Source organism: Curvibacter sp. EU05-FHT14A10 (genome assembly GCF_058791075.1).
Window position 1 is genome coordinate 69929 of the sequence record NZ_JBYTDE010000008.1, and the last position, 14053, is coordinate 83981.

Annotated in this window: 12 protein-coding genes; all 12 read left to right on the top strand. The window is 64.8% G+C overall.

What is annotated here, in order from left to right; all coding sequences use genetic code 11:
• The first annotated feature begins 78 nt into the window (after positions 1–78).
• Complete coding sequence (locus tag AC3WUT_RS16610) at positions 79–1137, top strand: CobW family GTP-binding protein (RefSeq protein ID WP_492348186.1); 1059 nt, start codon at positions 79–81, stop codon at positions 1135–1137.
• Positions 1138–1388: 251 nt separating this feature from the next.
• Positions 1389–2186, top strand: a complete 798-nt coding sequence (gene dksA, locus AC3WUT_RS16615) for an RNA polymerase-binding protein DksA (RefSeq protein WP_492348187.1) — start codon at positions 1389–1391, stop codon at positions 2184–2186.
• A 36-nt stretch (positions 2187–2222) separates the two neighbouring features.
• Positions 2223–4079, top strand: a complete 1857-nt coding sequence (locus AC3WUT_RS16620; RefSeq protein WP_492348188.1) for an STAS domain-containing protein — start codon at positions 2223–2225, stop codon at positions 4077–4079.
• Between the two features lie 101 nt (positions 4080–4180).
• Positions 4181–4729: an ATP-dependent protease subunit HslV gene (hslV, locus tag AC3WUT_RS16625; RefSeq protein WP_492348189.1), complete on the top strand. Its 549-nt coding sequence runs from the start codon at positions 4181–4183 to the stop codon at positions 4727–4729.
• Between the two features lie 56 nt (positions 4730–4785).
• Positions 4786–6120, top strand: a complete 1335-nt coding sequence (gene hslU / locus AC3WUT_RS16630) for an ATP-dependent protease ATPase subunit HslU (RefSeq protein ID WP_492348190.1) — start codon at positions 4786–4788, stop codon at positions 6118–6120.
• A 305-nt stretch (positions 6121–6425) separates the two neighbouring features.
• Complete coding sequence (gene mraZ, locus AC3WUT_RS16635) at positions 6426–6854, top strand: division/cell wall cluster transcriptional repressor MraZ (RefSeq protein WP_492348191.1); 429 nt, start codon at positions 6426–6428, stop codon at positions 6852–6854.
• A 9-nt stretch (positions 6855–6863) separates the two neighbouring features.
• Complete coding sequence (rsmH, locus tag AC3WUT_RS16640; RefSeq protein ID WP_492348192.1) at positions 6864–7790, top strand: 16S rRNA (cytosine(1402)-N(4))-methyltransferase RsmH; 927 nt, start codon at positions 6864–6866, stop codon at positions 7788–7790.
• A gap of 61 nt (positions 7791–7851) precedes the next feature.
• Complete coding sequence (gene ftsL / locus AC3WUT_RS16645) at positions 7852–8163, top strand: cell division protein FtsL (RefSeq protein WP_492348193.1); 312 nt, start codon at positions 7852–7854, stop codon at positions 8161–8163.
• Positions 8160–9893 carry a peptidoglycan D,D-transpeptidase FtsI family protein gene (locus AC3WUT_RS16650; RefSeq protein WP_492348194.1) on the top strand — a complete coding sequence of 578 codons (1734 nt, stop codon included), beginning with the start codon at positions 8160–8162 and terminating at the stop codon, positions 9891–9893. The genes ftsL and AC3WUT_RS16650 overlap by 4 nt, the downstream gene beginning before the upstream one ends.
• Positions 9893–11416: a UDP-N-acetylmuramoyl-L-alanyl-D-glutamate--2,6-diaminopimelate ligase gene (locus tag AC3WUT_RS16655; RefSeq protein WP_492348195.1), complete on the top strand. Its 1524-nt coding sequence runs from the start codon at positions 9893–9895 to the stop codon at positions 11414–11416. Before AC3WUT_RS16650 ends, AC3WUT_RS16655 begins: the two co-directional genes overlap by 1 nt.
• 8 nt (positions 11417–11424) lie before the next feature.
• Complete coding sequence (locus AC3WUT_RS16660) at positions 11425–12843, top strand: UDP-N-acetylmuramoyl-tripeptide--D-alanyl-D-alanine ligase (RefSeq protein WP_492348196.1); 1419 nt, start codon at positions 11425–11427, stop codon at positions 12841–12843.
• Between the two features lie 30 nt (positions 12844–12873).
• Positions 12874–14052, top strand: a complete 1179-nt coding sequence (gene mraY, locus AC3WUT_RS16665) for a phospho-N-acetylmuramoyl-pentapeptide-transferase (protein ID WP_492348197.1) — start codon at positions 12874–12876, stop codon at positions 14050–14052.
• The last annotated feature ends 1 nt before the right edge of the window (position 14053 follow it).

Sequence of the window (14053 nt, forward strand, 5' to 3'; positions counted from 1 at the left end):
CGCGTCCACCCCAAGGCACCCCGCCCGCCGCTGCTGCCGCCCCACTTCTGCCGTCTCTCATTTGCTGAAAGTCTTGTCATGGCCCTCATTCCCGTCACCATCCTCACCGGTTTTCTGGGTTCCGGTAAAACCACCTTGCTCAAGCGCGTGCTCACCGAGGCCCATGGCCAGAAGATCGCCGTGATCGAGAACGAGTTTGGTGAAGAGAACATCGACAACGACATCCTGGTCAGCAACACCGAAGAGCAGATCATCCAGATGAGCAATGGCTGCATCTGCTGCACCATCCGTGAAGACCTGCGCGAGACCCTGCAACTGCTGGCGGCCAAGCGCCGCAAAGGCATGCTCGATTTCGAGCGCATCGTCATCGAGACCACCGGCCTGGCCGACCCGGGCCCGGTGGCCCAGACTTTCTTCATGGACGAAGAGATCGCTGAAACCTACCTGCTCGACTCCATCCTGACCCTGGTGGACGCCAAGCACGCGGCCCAGCAACTCAACGATCGCCAGGAAGCCCGTCGTCAGGTGGGCTTTGCCGACCAGATCTTCATCAGCAAGACCGATCTGGTGGCGCCCGAAGAGGTCGAGGCCCTGAAGCATCGCCTGTCCCACATGAACCCGCGCGCCGCTCAGAAAGCCGTGCATTTTGGTGAGGTGGCGCTCAGCGAGGTGTTCGACCTGCGTGGCTTCAACCTCAACGCCAAGCTCGACATTGATCCGGATTTCCTGAAGGAAGACGATCACGATCACCACCATGATCACCATGACCATGCGCCGGGCGAGGCCTGCAACCACCCCTCGCACCAGCACGGCGGACACGGTCATCACCACCACCATGATGACGACGTGAAAAGTTTTGCCTACAAGGCCGAGCGTCCTTTCGACCCGGCCAAGCTGGAGGACTTCCTGGGCGCGATCGTCAACATCTATGGCCCGCGCATGCTGCGTTACAAGGGTGTGCTCAACATGCAGGGCACCGAGCGCAAGGTGATTTTCCAGGGCGTGCACCAGCTGATGGGCAGCGACCTGGGCCCCCAGTGGGGACCCGACGAAGCCCGCGTCAGCAAGATGGTGTTCATCGGCATCGACCTGCCGCGCGACATCTTTTTGCAGGGGCTGGAGCAGTGTCTGGTCTGATCGAGTGACTCGATCGTCATTCCGTATCAAAAATGCAGCAAATGGGCTTGCCTGAGCAGGCAAAAGCCCTAGACTTGCGTCTTTTTGCGGGGGCGGTGGGTCATGAATGTCTCGATTCTGCAACGGTTGACGGCACGCGGGCGCATCCCTATACAATCGCGCCCCGGTCAAAGAGCGGTCCTGCGCACCGGCTCTTTCAAGCCGGCACGCTGGCTTGAGGCGATGGCGCCGGCCTTGCGAGGAGACAGTCTTTGAAAGCCCCCGCCAGCAAAACCAAGGCGGCAGCACCGGTGGTGGCCAAGACGGCCAGCGCAGTGATGAAGGCAGCGGCCTCTCCGGCAACACCGGATTCGGCCAAGACGGTGACTCGCAAGCCGGCCGATCCAGCGTCAGCCGTGCGTGCCGGGAACGAAGTTCCTGCCCCTGCCGAAGATGGGTCTCCGCAACGCAGTGCGCGCCCATCTTCCAGACTGACCCAATTAACCGTACCATCCATGGCCACGGCTTCAGCCGTGGCGTCCACCGCCGCCAAAGCCAGCTTTCTCAACACCATGCCTACGACAATGAACGCTTCGCCCTCCCTTTCGGCGATCAAGAAAGACCCCAAGCTGGCCAACAACTGGAAGACCAAGTCTGTTGAACAGCTGACGGACGAAGAAGTGCTCGCCATGCCCGACACCGAGTACATGAACGAAAAGCAGACGGCTTTCTTCCGCCTCAAGCTGACCCGCCTCAAGCAGGACATGCTGAACAACGCCGGTGAAACCACCGAGCACCTGCGCGAAGACACCGTGGTGGTGCCCGATCCTGCTGACCGCGCCACCATCGAAGAAGAGCATGCGCTGGAGTTGCGCACCCGCGATCGTGAGCGCAAGCTGCTCAAGAAGATCGAGCAGTCGATTGTCCGCATCGACGCTGGCGACTATGGTTACTGCGATGAAACCGGTGAGCCGATTGGCGTGGGCCGCCTGCTGGCCCGTCCTACCGCCACCCTGTCGCTTGAGGCGCAACAGCGCCGCGAGCTCAAGCAGAAGATGTTCGGCGACTGATCCTGCGTTCGCCTTGGCTCTGCAGCTGACGTCTCCATGACCAAAGAAGATCCTTCCGGCCTCTTGTCCAAGGTGGTGCGTTTTGTCACAAGCCCCACCACCAATTGGGGCGATCTGAGCCAGCCGGAAGAAGATCGCGACAGCCAATACAACAAGCAGGCGCTCAAGGAAATGATTGAGCGCAAGCGGCGCAACGATTTTGTGCGCCGCCGCGAGTTTGATCAATTGCGCAAGCTGCGCAAGCGTGAAGCCCTCAATCCTCCGGTCGACCCGGCCCGGCCTTCGTTTTTCCAGAGCAGCCTGGCTTCGCGCATCGAAGACCGTGCCGGCACCCTCAAGAAGATCGACGAGATCGAGGCCCAGATGTCGATGCAGTGGTGGCGCGCCAAGCAAGGGCAACCACCGCCCGGCACGCCTGCGGTGTCGCCGAATGCGTTTGCCCCCACCCGCCCGCTGGGGATGGATTCCGCGGCCGCTCCGTTGGCGGCGCAAGCCGCATCTGCAGCGGCCGCTGCCGCTGCAGGCAAGCCGCCGGTGCTGCCCTCCGATGCCATGCCCTTGAGCATGCCGAGTTCGACGGTCAGTCCGTCGATGTTGCGCAACCTCACCACTCAGCCGGGCAGCCTGATGCCCAGCACCGTTCCTGCCGGCACGCGCTGGGATGCCACCCAGCCCGCCACCCATTTCCCGGCCTTCGCACCCACGGCGGTGCAGCCACAGTCCTCCTCCTCGCCCATCGACTTTGGCGCTACGCAGACCTTTGTGCCCGATTCGCAGGTTTTTGTGCACCTGCCCGAGCTCGAAGAAGCCGCGATACGCTACGCCAATGGCGATGTCGAGGCGGCCGAATCGGCGGTGCTGGAGCTGCTGCGCCAGCCCAGCCTGATCCGGCGCGAGCCCTTGTGGATGGCCTTGTTCGATCTGTACCGCTCCACTGGCCAGCAAGACCGCTTTGACAGCGCGGCCATCGATTTCGCTGGCATCTTCGGCAAGTCCGGTCCTGTGTGGGGCCAATGGTCCGAGGAGCCAGGGCAGCGGCTGCACAGCTTTGACGTGGCTGATCAAGGGCCAGGCTACCAGTGGATCGCTCCACCGGTGCTGACATCCGACGTTGTGCGGGCTCTCAAGGTGGCCCTGGAGCGGGCGGCATCGCCCTGGCTGCTGGATTGGTCGCGCCTGAGCCACATCGAGCCCTCGGCGGTCGAGCCCCTGGCGGATCTGGTGGCCGACTGGGCCAGCTCGCGGGTGCGCCTGCGCTGGCAAGGCCTGGCCGCGCTGGACGATCTGCTGCGCACACAAACCCCTTCCGGACACGCAGACACCCCTCAGTCCTGGTGGCGCCTGCGCATGGAGTCGCTGCGATTGCTGGGCCGGGCCGAAGAGTTCGAACTGGTGGCGCTGGATTACTGCGTGACCTACGAGTTGTCGCCACCGTCGTGGCAGGCGCCGTATTGCGAGTGTCTGGTGCTCTCTGGTGACGGTTCTGCCGTGCTGGTTCAGCCACCGTCGCCGGATGTCATGCCCGCCCAGGCTTCGCGCTACCAGACCGAATTTGCCTCGACCGCCCTGGTGGGCGAAATGTCTCAGATGGACACCAGCATGGGGGTGTCTTCGCCGATCTCGGTGGCACTGTCGGGTGAGGTGACCACCGACATCGAGGGGACTTTGCCCGTGCCCTTGCCGGGCTACCAGATTCCCCGCGTGCTGGTGGTCGATTGCGCCCGTCTGGTGCGCATCGACTTTCTGGCGGCAGGCTCGGTGCTCAATTGGGCCGCGGCCCGCCAGGCAGAGGGAACCCAGGTTCAGTTCCTGCACCTGAACCGGCTTGTGGCCGTGTTTTTCAATGTGATCGGCATCAATGAGCATGCCAGGGTGATTCCCCGGCAGGATTGACCCCCCCGTCCCGGCGCCCTGGGCGCTTGGGCTGACCAGCGGCGCGATGAGTGGTTGATGACCCGTTGCAAATCGGCGCTGCGCCCTTATCTCAAGACACTATGGAACAATTTCACGGAACGACCATCCTCAGCGTGCGTCGGCAAACCCCCTCCGGCGTGCTGGTGGCGATTGGTGGCGACGGCCAGGTGACCCTGGGCAACATCGTTGTCAAAGGCACGGCACGCAAAGTGCGCAAGCTGCACCATGGCCGGGTGCTGGCCGGATTTGCCGGCGCCACCGCGGACGCCTTCACCTTGTTCGAGCGCTTCGAGGCCAAGCTGGAAAAGCACCAGGGCCATCTGGTGCGTTCGGCCATCGAACTGACCAAGGAGTGGCGCACCGACCGCGTGCTGCGCCGCCTGGAGGCCATGCTGGCCGTGGCTGACCGGGAGGCCTCGCTCATCATCACCGGCAATGGCGATGTGCTGGAGCCCGAGCAGGGCATCGTGGCCATCGGGTCGGGGGGCTCTTATGCGCACTCGGCTGCGAAGGCCCTGATCGAGAACACCGATCTGCCACCCGAGCAGGTGGTGCGCAAGTCGCTGGCGATTGCTGGCGAGTTGTGCATCTACACCAACATGCACCACACCCTCGAGACCCTCGACTGATTTGCCCGTTTCAGCCGGCCAGCCCCAGGCGCTGGCAGGCTCCCCAGGATCTGCCCATGTCTTCCATGACCCCCCAGGAAATCGTGTCCGAACTGGACAATCACATCGTCGGTCAGGCCAGTGCCAAGCGTGCGGTTGCCATTGCACTGCGCAACCGCTGGCGTCGTCAGCAGGTGGATGCCAAGCTGCGCCCCGAGATCACCCCCAAGAACATCCTCATGATCGGCCCCACCGGCGTGGGCAAGACCGAGATCGCACGCCGCCTGGCCCGCCTGGCCGATGCCCCCTTCATCAAGGTCGAAGCCACCAAGTTCACCGAGGTGGGTTATGTGGGCAAGGATGTCGACTCCATCATCCGCGACCTGGCCGAGGTGGCGGTCAAGCAGGCCCGCGAAACGGCCAAGCGCCAGGTGCGTACCCGGGCCGAAGACGCGGCCGAAGACCGCATCCTCGACATCCTCATTCCGCCGGCCCGCCCAGTCTTTGGCAGCGAAGCGACCGAGCCCGCACCGGACGGTGCCGCCCGCCAGGCCTTTCGCAAAAAGCTGCGTGAAGGCCAACTCGACGACCGCGAGATCGAGATCGATCTGGCCGACAACAAACAGCCCCTGGAGATCATGGGCCCCGCCGGCATGGAGGAAATGACCGAGCAACTGCGCGGCATGTTCAGTCAGATGGGGCAGGGCAAGCGCAAGACGCGCAAACTGCGCATCGCCGATGCACTGCGCCAGCTGGTTGACGAAGAGGCGGCCAAGCTGGTCAACGAAGAGGAAATCCGGGCCCAGGCACTCAGCCATGCCGAGCAAAGCGGCATCGTCTTCATCGATGAAATCGACAAGGTCACCTCGCGCAGCGAAGGCAGTGGCGCCGAGGTGTCGCGCCAGGGCGTTCAGCGCGACCTGCTGCCGCTGGTGGAGGGCACGGCCGTGTCCACCAAATACGGCATCATCAAGACCGACCACATCCTGTTCATTGCCTCGGGCGCTTTCCACCTGAGCAAGCCCAGCGACCTGATCCCCGAATTGCAGGGGCGTTTTCCGATCCGGGTCGAGCTGCAGTCGCTGTCGGTCGAAGACTTCGAGGCCATCCTGGTTCAGACCCATGCCTCCCTGGTCAAGCAGTACCAGGCCCTGCTGGCCACCGAAGGCGTCACCCTGGAGTTCACCCCCGAAGGCATCACCCGCCTGGCTCACACGGCCTTCCAGGTCAATGAACGCACCGAAAACATCGGCGCCCGCCGCCTGTCCACCGTCATGGAGCGCCTGCTCGACGAAGTGAGCTTCGACGCTGCCCGGCTGCAGGGCCAGACCGTGCGCATCGATGCCGATTTTGTCGATGCGCGCCTGGCTGAATTGAGCCAGGACGAGGATTTGTCGCGTTACATCCTCTGACAATCTGAGCCCCCTGTCCAGGCGGCCCAACCAGGGCCGCCTGGGCGCGTTTGCGCTTCACTGGAGCTTCACAGTTCACTTTCAGAGCCTGAGCTAAGTGCTTCACCTGGAAGGATTTTTGACTGAGCGTGACTTTCGGTTTGGTCTCTAAGTCCTTGATTTCATTACAAAAAATTGTGGCAAGTCCTCTTGCGGCGTGAGCATTTCCTGCTACAGTGGAAAAAAGTGCAATTAAGTGGTGAAAAGTGCCTTCAAAAGCTGTTTTCGCCACTTCTGCACCGGAAATCAACCTGGGGTGTGCTGTCGTGTTTCAAGGGGCTTCGTCTCTGAGTCTGGATGCGAAGGGCCGGCTTTCTGTGCCGACCCGGCATCGTGACGTCCTGAGCGCGACCGCTGCTGGCCAACTGACCATCACCAAGCACCCTCATGGCTGCCTGATGATTTTTCCGCGCCCTGAATGGGAGAAATTCCGCGAGCGTGTGGCCGAGTTGCCGATGTCCGCCCAGTGGTGGAAGCGCATCTTTCTGGGCAACGCCATGGACGTCGAGATGGATGGAACCGGCCGTGTGCTGGTTTCGCCTGAGCTGCGTCAGGCTGCCGGCATCGCCAAAGACACCATGCTGCTGGGCATGGGCAATCACTTCGAGCTCTGGGACAAGGCGACCTACGACGAGCAGGAAGCCAAGGCCATGCAGGGCGACATGCCCGAGGTCTTCAAGGACTTTTCTTTTTGAGGCCCCTCGGTGGACAACCCCTTTCAACACACCACGGTCCTGCTCGACGAGGCGGTCGACGCCTTGCTGGGCAACCCCCCGCCCGACAGCCCGGCCACCTATGTGGACGCCACGTTCGGGCGCGGCGGTCACTCGCGTCTTCTGCTTTCGCGCTTGCGACCGCATGACCGGCTGATCGCATTCGACAAAGACCCCGATGCCATCCAGGAAGCCGCGCGCATCTCCGATGCGCGTTTTTCCATCAGGCACGAGGGTTTCTGCCACCTGGGCGAGCTGCCGGCCGGCAGCGTCCAGGGTGTCCTCATGGATCTGGGCGTGAGCTCACCCCAGATCGACAACCCGCAGCGTGGATTCAGTTTTCGCTTCGATGGCCCGCTGGACATGCGCATGGACACCACGCGCGGCGAGAGCGTGGCCGAGTGGCTGGCCACGGCGGAAGTTCAACAGATTTCGGAGGTGATACGTGACTACGGCGAAGAACGGTTTGCTTTTCCGATTGCAAAGGCGATTGTGGCTCGCCGACAGGAACGGGGCCCAATTTCAACCACCGCCGAGCTGGCCGAGCTCGTGGCTGGCACGGTCAAAACCCGCGAGCCGGGCCAGAACCCTGCAACGCGCACATTTCAGGCTCTTCGGATTTTCATCAACGCCGAGCTTGAAGAGCTGCAACAAGCGCTAGAGGCCTCGCTGTCGGTGCTGGCACCCGGCGGACGACTGGCCGTGATCAGCTTCCACTCGTTGGAAGACCGCATCGTCAAGCAGTTCGTGGCCAAGCATTCCAAAGAGGTGTACGACCGTCGTGCCCCCTTTGCCGCGCCGCAGCCCATGAAGTTCGAGGCGCTGGACCGCATCAAGCCTGGTGAGGCCGAAGTGGCCCGCAACCCGCGCGCACGCAGCGCCATCATGCGGGTGGCCCAACGCACGGAGGTGGCATGAGCGCTTGGCGCCAGCCCGTCGTCACCTTGGCTGCAGCCCTTGGCTGTGGGGGGCTGCGCGCGTGACCCGTCTCAACCTGGTCCTGCTGGTGGCCATCGTGCTCAGCGCGCTGTACCTGGTGCACAACCAGTATGAGTCGCGTCGCCTGTTCATGGCGCTGGACCGGGCCCAGGCCGAGGCGCGCAAGATCGAACTCGAGAACGACCGCCTGCAAGTCGAGAAGCGTGCCCAGGCCACGCCCTCGCGCATCGAGCGACTGGCCCGCACGCAGCTGCAGATGCGCAATGCCACGCCGTCAATCACCCAATACGTCCAGTACAGTGGCGGCCCCCAGGCCGACGCCCAGGGCGACGCTGCCAAGGGCAAGCCATGAGCCGCAGCGTGCTCTATACCTCCAGCCCCTTGCTGGCCAGCAAGACCCCGGTCTGGCGCAGCAAGTTCATCGTGGCCGTGGTGGCGCTCGGCTTTCTGGGGCTGGCGGCCCGCGCCGCCTACATCCAGGTGGTGGCCAACGCCTTCTTCCAACGTCAAGGCGAGGTTCGCTTTGCGCGCACGCTCGAACTGCCGGCCAGCCGTGGTCGCATCCTGGACCGCAATGGCCTGATCCTGGCCTCCAGCGTGCCGGCGCCCAGCCTGTGGGCCATCCCTGAAGACGTGGACCGCGACCCGGTCAAGCTGCGTGAACTGGCCCGCCTGATCGAGATGCCTCTGGCCGAGCTCAACAAGAAACTCGAAAACGAAGACAAGTCTTTTGTCTGGATCAAGCGCCAGGTCGATGAACCCGTGGCGCGCAAGGTGGCCGAACTCGGCATCAAGGGCATCTACCAGCGCAAGGAATACAAGCGCCAGTACCCCGAGGGCGAAAGCGCCGCCCACGTGGTCGGCTTCACCAATGTCGAAGACCAGGGTCAGGAAGGCATCGAGCTGGCCTTCAACAAAGACCTGGGCGGCAAGCCCGGTTCACGCCGCGTGATCAAGGACCGCCTCGGCCGCGTGGTGGAAGACGTGGGCGAGCAGATCCCCCCGATGGATGGCCGTGACATCGAACTCAGCATCGACAGCAAGGTGCAATTCTTTGCCTACCAACGCCTGCGCGAGGCCGTGATCGCGAACAAGGCCAGGGCAGGCAGTGTTGTCGTCATCGACTCCAGCACCGGTGAAGTGCTGGCCCTGGCCAACTACCCCAGCTACCAACCCGACAAGCGCCAGAACCTGAGCGGCGAGCAACTGCGCAACCGCGCCCTGACCGACACCTTCGAGCCTGGCTCGACCATGAAGCCCATCACCGTGGGCATGGCCCTGGAGGCGGGTCGCATCACGCCCCAGACCATCATCGACACCACCCCGGGCCGCCTCACCATCACCGGCTCGACCATCACCGACACCCACAATTACGGCGTGCTCACGGTCGAGGGGGTGATCCAGAAGTCGAGCAACGTGGGCGCCACCAAGATCGCCCAGCGCATGAGCCCGCACGAGATGTGGGACACCTACTCGGCACTCGGCTTCGGCCAGAAGCCTCAGATTTCCTTCCCCGGCGCCGTGTCGGGCCGGGTGCGTCCCTACAAGAGCTGGCGCCCGATCGAACAGGCCACCATGTCCTACGGCTACGGCCTGTCGGCTTCGCTGTTCCAGATGGTGCGTTCCTACACCGCGTTTGCGCATGACGGCGAGATCATTCCGGCCACCATCCTCAAGAGCGACAGCCGCGCCAGCGGCGTCAAGGTGTTCTCGCCCCAGACCGCTACCGCCGTGCGCAAGATGCTGCAGATGGCGGCCGGCCCGGGCGGCACCGGCATGAAGGCCCAGACCGTGGGCTACTCGGTTGGGGGCAAGTCGGGCACGGCACACAAGCAGGTCGGCAAGGGTTACGCCAGCAACAAATACCGTTCGTGGTTCACGGGCATGGCACCCATCGACAAGCCCCGCATCATCGTGGGTGTGATGGTCGATGAGCCCAGTGCCGGCCAATACTACGGTGGCACCGTGGCCGCCCCGGTGTTCAGCGAGGTGGTCCAGCAGACCCTGCGCATGATGGGCGTGCAGCCGGACCTGTCGGTCAAGCCCCAGGTGGTGGCGCAGGAAGTCGAGGAGTCCTTCTGATGCTGAAGCCTCTCCAAAGCCCTGCCGAGTTGGTGGCCTGGCTGCGAGCCAAGGGCGCGACCGATATCGTGCCCGACAGCCGTCAACTCGCCCCGGGGGCCGCCTTCATCGCCTGGCCCGGTGCGGCCACCGACGGGCGCCGTTATGTGCGTGCGGCCCTGGCCCAGGGGGCGGTGGCCTGCGTGGTTGAAGGCAGCGGTCTGGAGGCCCTGGCCGACTGGCCGCTTGACGCGCCCGTGGCTCGTTTCGAAGGCCTCAAGGCGGCCACCGGCCCCCTCGCCGCCCAGTGGTTTGAGCACCCCAGCGAACAACTCGATTTGCTGGCCATCACCGGCACCAACGGCAAGACCTCCACCGCCTGGTGGCTGGCCCAGGCCCTGTCCAACCTGCCCGCCGGCCTGGCCCGACCCTGCGCCATGGTTGGCACGCTGGGGACCGGCCGGGTGCCGGTCCCCGGCGCGGCCGATCCGCTGGCACACATCAGCGGCACCGGCATGACCACCCCTGACCCGGTGTTGCTGCAGCGTCAGTTGCGCAGCTTCGTGAGCCAGGGCTTGAAGGCCTGCGCGATCGAGGCCTCGTCCATCGGCCTGGCCGAGCACCGACTCGATGGCTGCCGCGTGAGTGTGGCCTTGTTCACCAACTTCACCCAGGACCACCTCGACTACCACGGCAGCATGGCGGCCTATTGGCAGGCCAAAGCGGCGTTGTTCAACTGGCCGGGATTGCGGGCCGCCGTGGTCAATGTGGACGATCCCCAGGGCGCCGCTCTGGCTGAGCGCCTGAAGGCCGGCCACCTCGAACTCTGGACCGTTTCCCTGCAAGGGCCGGCCCGCCTGAGCGCCAGCGGCCTGCGCCTTGGCGCACGCGGGCTCAGCTTCGAGATCCATGAGGGCGAGCACACGCACACCCTGCACACCGCGCTGATCGGTGCCTACAACGTCAGCAATCTGCTCGGCGTCATCGCCGCCCAACGGGCCCTGGGCGTGCCGCTGGACGCCGCCGTGGCGGTCTGCCAGACCCTGCTGCCGGTGCCTGGCCGCATGGACTGCCGGGGTGGCGATGGCCAAGCCCTGGTGGTGGTCGACTACGCACACACCCCCGATGCGCTCGAAAAAGCCTTGCAGGCCCTGCGTCCGGCAGCCACCGAACGCGGTGGGCGCCTCTGGTGCGTGTTTGGTTGCGGGGGTGACCGTGACCCGATCAAGCGCCCGATGATGGCGGCGGTGGCCGAGAAAGAGGCCGACATGGTCATGGTGACCAGCGACAACCCGCGCTTCGAAAAGCCAGAGCTCATCATCAGCCAGATCCTGCTGGGCCTGAGCCATCGCCACTGCGTGGAGGTGCAGGTGGACCGGGCGGCCGCCATCCGCGAGGTGTTGGCCCAGGCCGCCCCAGCCGATGTCGTGCTGGTGGCCGGCAAGGGCCACGAGGCTTACCAGGAGATCGAAGGCGTGCGCCAGCCGTTCTCCGACCAGAAGATCATTGAAGAGGCCCTGCGCCACAACGGAGAAGGCCTTTGACGACCTGCATGCTCACCCTGGCTGAAGTGGCCGCCGCCTTGCCTGGCGCGCGCCTGCTGGGCCAGCCCGACACCCCTTTGCTGCGGGTGCACACCGATACCCGCAGCCTGCAGGCTGGCGATCTGTTCGTGGCCCTGCGCGGCGAGCGTTTCGATGCCCACGACTTCATGCCCCAGGCCGCCGCGGCCGGCGCCCGCGCGATCCTGGCTGAACGCGGCCTGAGCGAGGCCGGCCTGAGCGGCGTCGAAGTGGCAGACAGCCGACTGGCCCTGGGTACCCTGGCCGCAGCCTGGCGCCGGCGCTTCACGGGCCCGCTGATCGCGGTCACCGGCAGCAATGGCAAGACCACCACCACCCAGATGCTGGCTTCGGTGCTGCGCGCCCATTGGGGCGAGGCCGCGCTGGCCACGGCCGGCAATTTCAACAACGACATCGGCGTGCCGCTGACCCTGTTGCGCCTGCGCCCCGAACACCGGGCGGCCGTGGTCGAGCTGGGCATGAACCACCCCGGCGAGATCGCCTACCTGGCCCCGCTGGCCGCGCCCACCGTGGCCTTGGTCAACAACGCCCAACGCGAGCACCAGGAGTTCATGGGCACGGTCGAAGCCGTGGCCCTCGAAAATGGTCAGGTGCTGACCCAGTTGATGCCCGGCGGCGTGGCGGTGTTCCCGGCGGACGAGCCCTATGCCGGCTTGTGGGCCGATCTGGCCGGACCGACAGCCCGGCTGCTGCGCTTCTCGGCCACCGAGGGCGTGGCCGCCGAGGTCACGCTGCGCGCGGCCCGCTGGACCGGCGCGGCCTGGGCCGTGCAGGTGCACAGCCCGGCGGGCGAGCTTAATTACACCCTGGCCCTGGCCGGCCTGCACAACGTGCGCAACTCGCTGGCCACCGTGGCCTGTGCCCTGGGCGCCGGCGTGCCGGTGGCGGCCATCGAACAAGGCATTGCCGCCTTCACCCCGGTGAAGGGGCGCTCGCGCGCCTGGCAGGCCTTGTTGGGTGAGGGCGCTTCCGCCCACCCGCTGACGGTGGTGGACGACACCTACAACGCCAACCCCGATTCGGTGCGCGCGGCCATCGATGTGCTGATCAGCCTGCCTGCGCCGCGCCTGCTGGTGCTGGGCGACTTCGGCGAGGTGGGCGAGCAGGGCCCGGCCTTCCATGCCGAGGTGGGCGCCTATGCCCGTGAGCGCGGCATCGATCAGGTGCTGACCTTGGGCGAACTGACCGCCGAAACCACCCGCGCCTATGCGGGTGGCCGGCATTTCACCGATTTCGACGCCTTGCGCGACGAGGTGCTGGCGGCCTTGCCGACCTGTGCCTCGGTGCTGGTGAAGGGGTCTCGTTTCATGAAGATGGAGCGCGTGATTGCGGCGATCGAAGCCGCCACCCGCCCCGCTCAGGAGGTGTCCCATGCACCGCTGCCCTGAGACTGTGTTTGTATTTGAGGAGAAGCAACCATGCTGCTGAGTCTTGCCCAATGGTTGCAGACGCTGTCGCCCGAGTTCGGATTTTTCCGGGTGTTCCAGTACCTGACCTTTCGCGCCGTCATGGGCGCCACCACGGCCTTGCTGATCGGCCTGCTGGCCGGCCCGGCCGTGATCCGCCGCCTGCGCGCCCTCAAGATCGGCCAGCCGATCCGCGGTTACGCCATGGAAAGCCACCTCAGCAAAAGCGGCACCCCCACCATGGGCGGTGTGCTGATCCTGCTGTCGATCGCCATCTCCACGCTGCTGTGGTCGGACCTGAGCAACCGTTTCGTCTGGATCGTGCTGCTGGTCACCCTGGGCTTCGGCGCCATCGGCTGGGTGGACGACTGGCGCAAGGTGGTCAACAAAGACCCCGAGGGCATGCGCTCGCGTGAAAAGTATTTCTGGCAATCCGTGATCGGCCTGCTGGCGGCGCTTTACCTGGTGTTCAGCATCTCCGAGGTGTCCAACCTGCGCGTGTTCGAGCTGTTCATCACCTGGGTGCGTTCTGGCTTTGACGTCAACCTGCCGCCCAAGGCCGGTCTGCTGCTGCCCTTCTTCAAAGAGGTCAGCTACCCGCTGGGGGTGTTCGGCTTCGTGATCCTGACCTACCTGGTGATCGTGGGATCGAGCAACGCGGTCAACCTGACCGATGGCCTGGATGGCCTGGCCATCATGCCGGTGGTGATGGTGGGCTCGTCGCTCGGCGTGTTTGCCTATGTCACCGGCAGCGCTGTCTACAGCAAGTACCTGCTGTTCCCGCACATCCCGGGTTCGGGCGAATTGCTGATTTTCTGCTCGGCCATGGCCGGCGCCGGCCTGGCCTTTCTGTGGTTCAACACCCACCCGGCCCAGGTCTTCATGGGCGACGTCGGGGCCCTGGCCCTGGGCGGTGCCCTGGGCACCATCGCCATCATCGTGCGCCAGGAAGTGGTGCTGGCCATCATGGGCGGCATCTTCGTGGTCGAGGCCTTGTCGGTGATGCTGCAGGTGAGCTGGTTCAAGTACACCAAGCGCAAGTACGGTGAGGGTCGGCGCCTGCTCAAGATGGCGCCGCTGCACCACCATTTCGAGAAAAGCGGGTGGAAAGAGACCCAGGTCGTGGTCCGCTTCTGGATCATCACCATGCTGTTGTGCCTGCTGGGCCTGACCACCCTGAAGCTGAGGTAAG

Excerpts from the sequence above, each read along its gene's own strand:
- AC3WUT_RS16610 (WP_492348186.1), top strand. The coding sequence starts at position 79 with ATGGCCCTCATTCCCGTCACCATCCTCACCGGTTTTCTGGGTTCCGGT.
- AC3WUT_RS16655 (WP_492348195.1), top strand. The coding sequence starts at position 9,893 with ATGCTGAAGCCTCTCCAAAGCCCTGCCGAGTTGGTGGCCTGGCTGCGA.
- hslU (WP_492348190.1), top strand. The coding sequence starts at position 4,786 with ATGTCTTCCATGACCCCCCAGGAAATCGTGTCCGAACTGGACAATCAC.
- AC3WUT_RS16620 (WP_492348188.1), top strand. The coding sequence starts at position 2,223 with ATGACCAAAGAAGATCCTTCCGGCCTCTTGTCCAAGGTGGTGCGTTTT.
- mraY (WP_492348197.1), top strand. The coding sequence starts at position 12,874 with ATGCTGCTGAGTCTTGCCCAATGGTTGCAGACGCTGTCGCCCGAGTTC.
- AC3WUT_RS16660 (WP_492348196.1), top strand. The coding sequence starts at position 11,425 with ATGCTCACCCTGGCTGAAGTGGCCGCCGCCTTGCCTGGCGCGCGCCTG.
- hslV (WP_492348189.1), top strand. The coding sequence starts at position 4,181 with ATGGAACAATTTCACGGAACGACCATCCTCAGCGTGCGTCGGCAAACC.
- AC3WUT_RS16650 (WP_492348194.1), top strand. The coding sequence starts at position 8,160 with ATGAGCCGCAGCGTGCTCTATACCTCCAGCCCCTTGCTGGCCAGCAAG.